The organism is Vibrio sp. M260112 (assembly GCF_036533775.1).
GTDB lineage: Bacteria > Pseudomonadota > Gammaproteobacteria > Enterobacterales > Vibrionaceae > Vibrio.
Genome location: NZ_JATABH010000188.1, coordinates 1 through 551, shown reverse-complemented (window position 1 = coordinate 551; position 551 = coordinate 1). Strand labels below are relative to the sequence as shown.

1 protein-coding gene is annotated in these 551 nt (G+C 51.5%); it reads left to right on the top strand.

Annotation, left to right across the window (positions count from 1 at the left end):
• A partial coding sequence (locus QTN95_RS20995) for a hypothetical protein (RefSeq protein WP_331418890.1) occupies positions 1-551 on the top strand: 551 nt, incomplete at both ends.

Sequence of the window (551 nt, the reverse complement as noted above, 5' to 3'; positions counted from 1 at the left end):
GAAGTTCTGGACGACAATGAAACGGAAGGCCGTGAAACGGTTATCGTGACCGCAACCACGGACAGTAACCACGTTAACGACCAGTCAGCCAGCGCGACGGGTATCATCAAAGACGATCTGGTCAAGCGCGAAGATGGCACTAAAGTGGACGCAGATGCACCAGATCTTCTAGTGAGCGGCGGCGACAAAGCGGTTGAAGGCGAAGAAACGTGGTTGAACTACGAAGTCTCGTTGAGTGGCGACGCATTTGGTGATGTAGCGGCTAAGCTTGATATTACAGGTACAGCTTCAGATGCGGACTTGGGTCGCATTCAAATCAAACTTCCAAACGGTCAATGGCAGAATTACGATGAGACGGACGGTTTCCTAGTACCTGATTCAGGTGTGGTGAAGGTTCGAGTTGAAGTTCTGGACGACAATGAAACGGAAGGCCGTGAAACGGTTATCGTGACCGCAACCACGGACAGTAACCACGTTAACGACCAGTCAGCCAGCGCGACGGGTATCATCAAAGACGATCTGGTCAAGCGCGAAGATGGCACTAAAGTGGA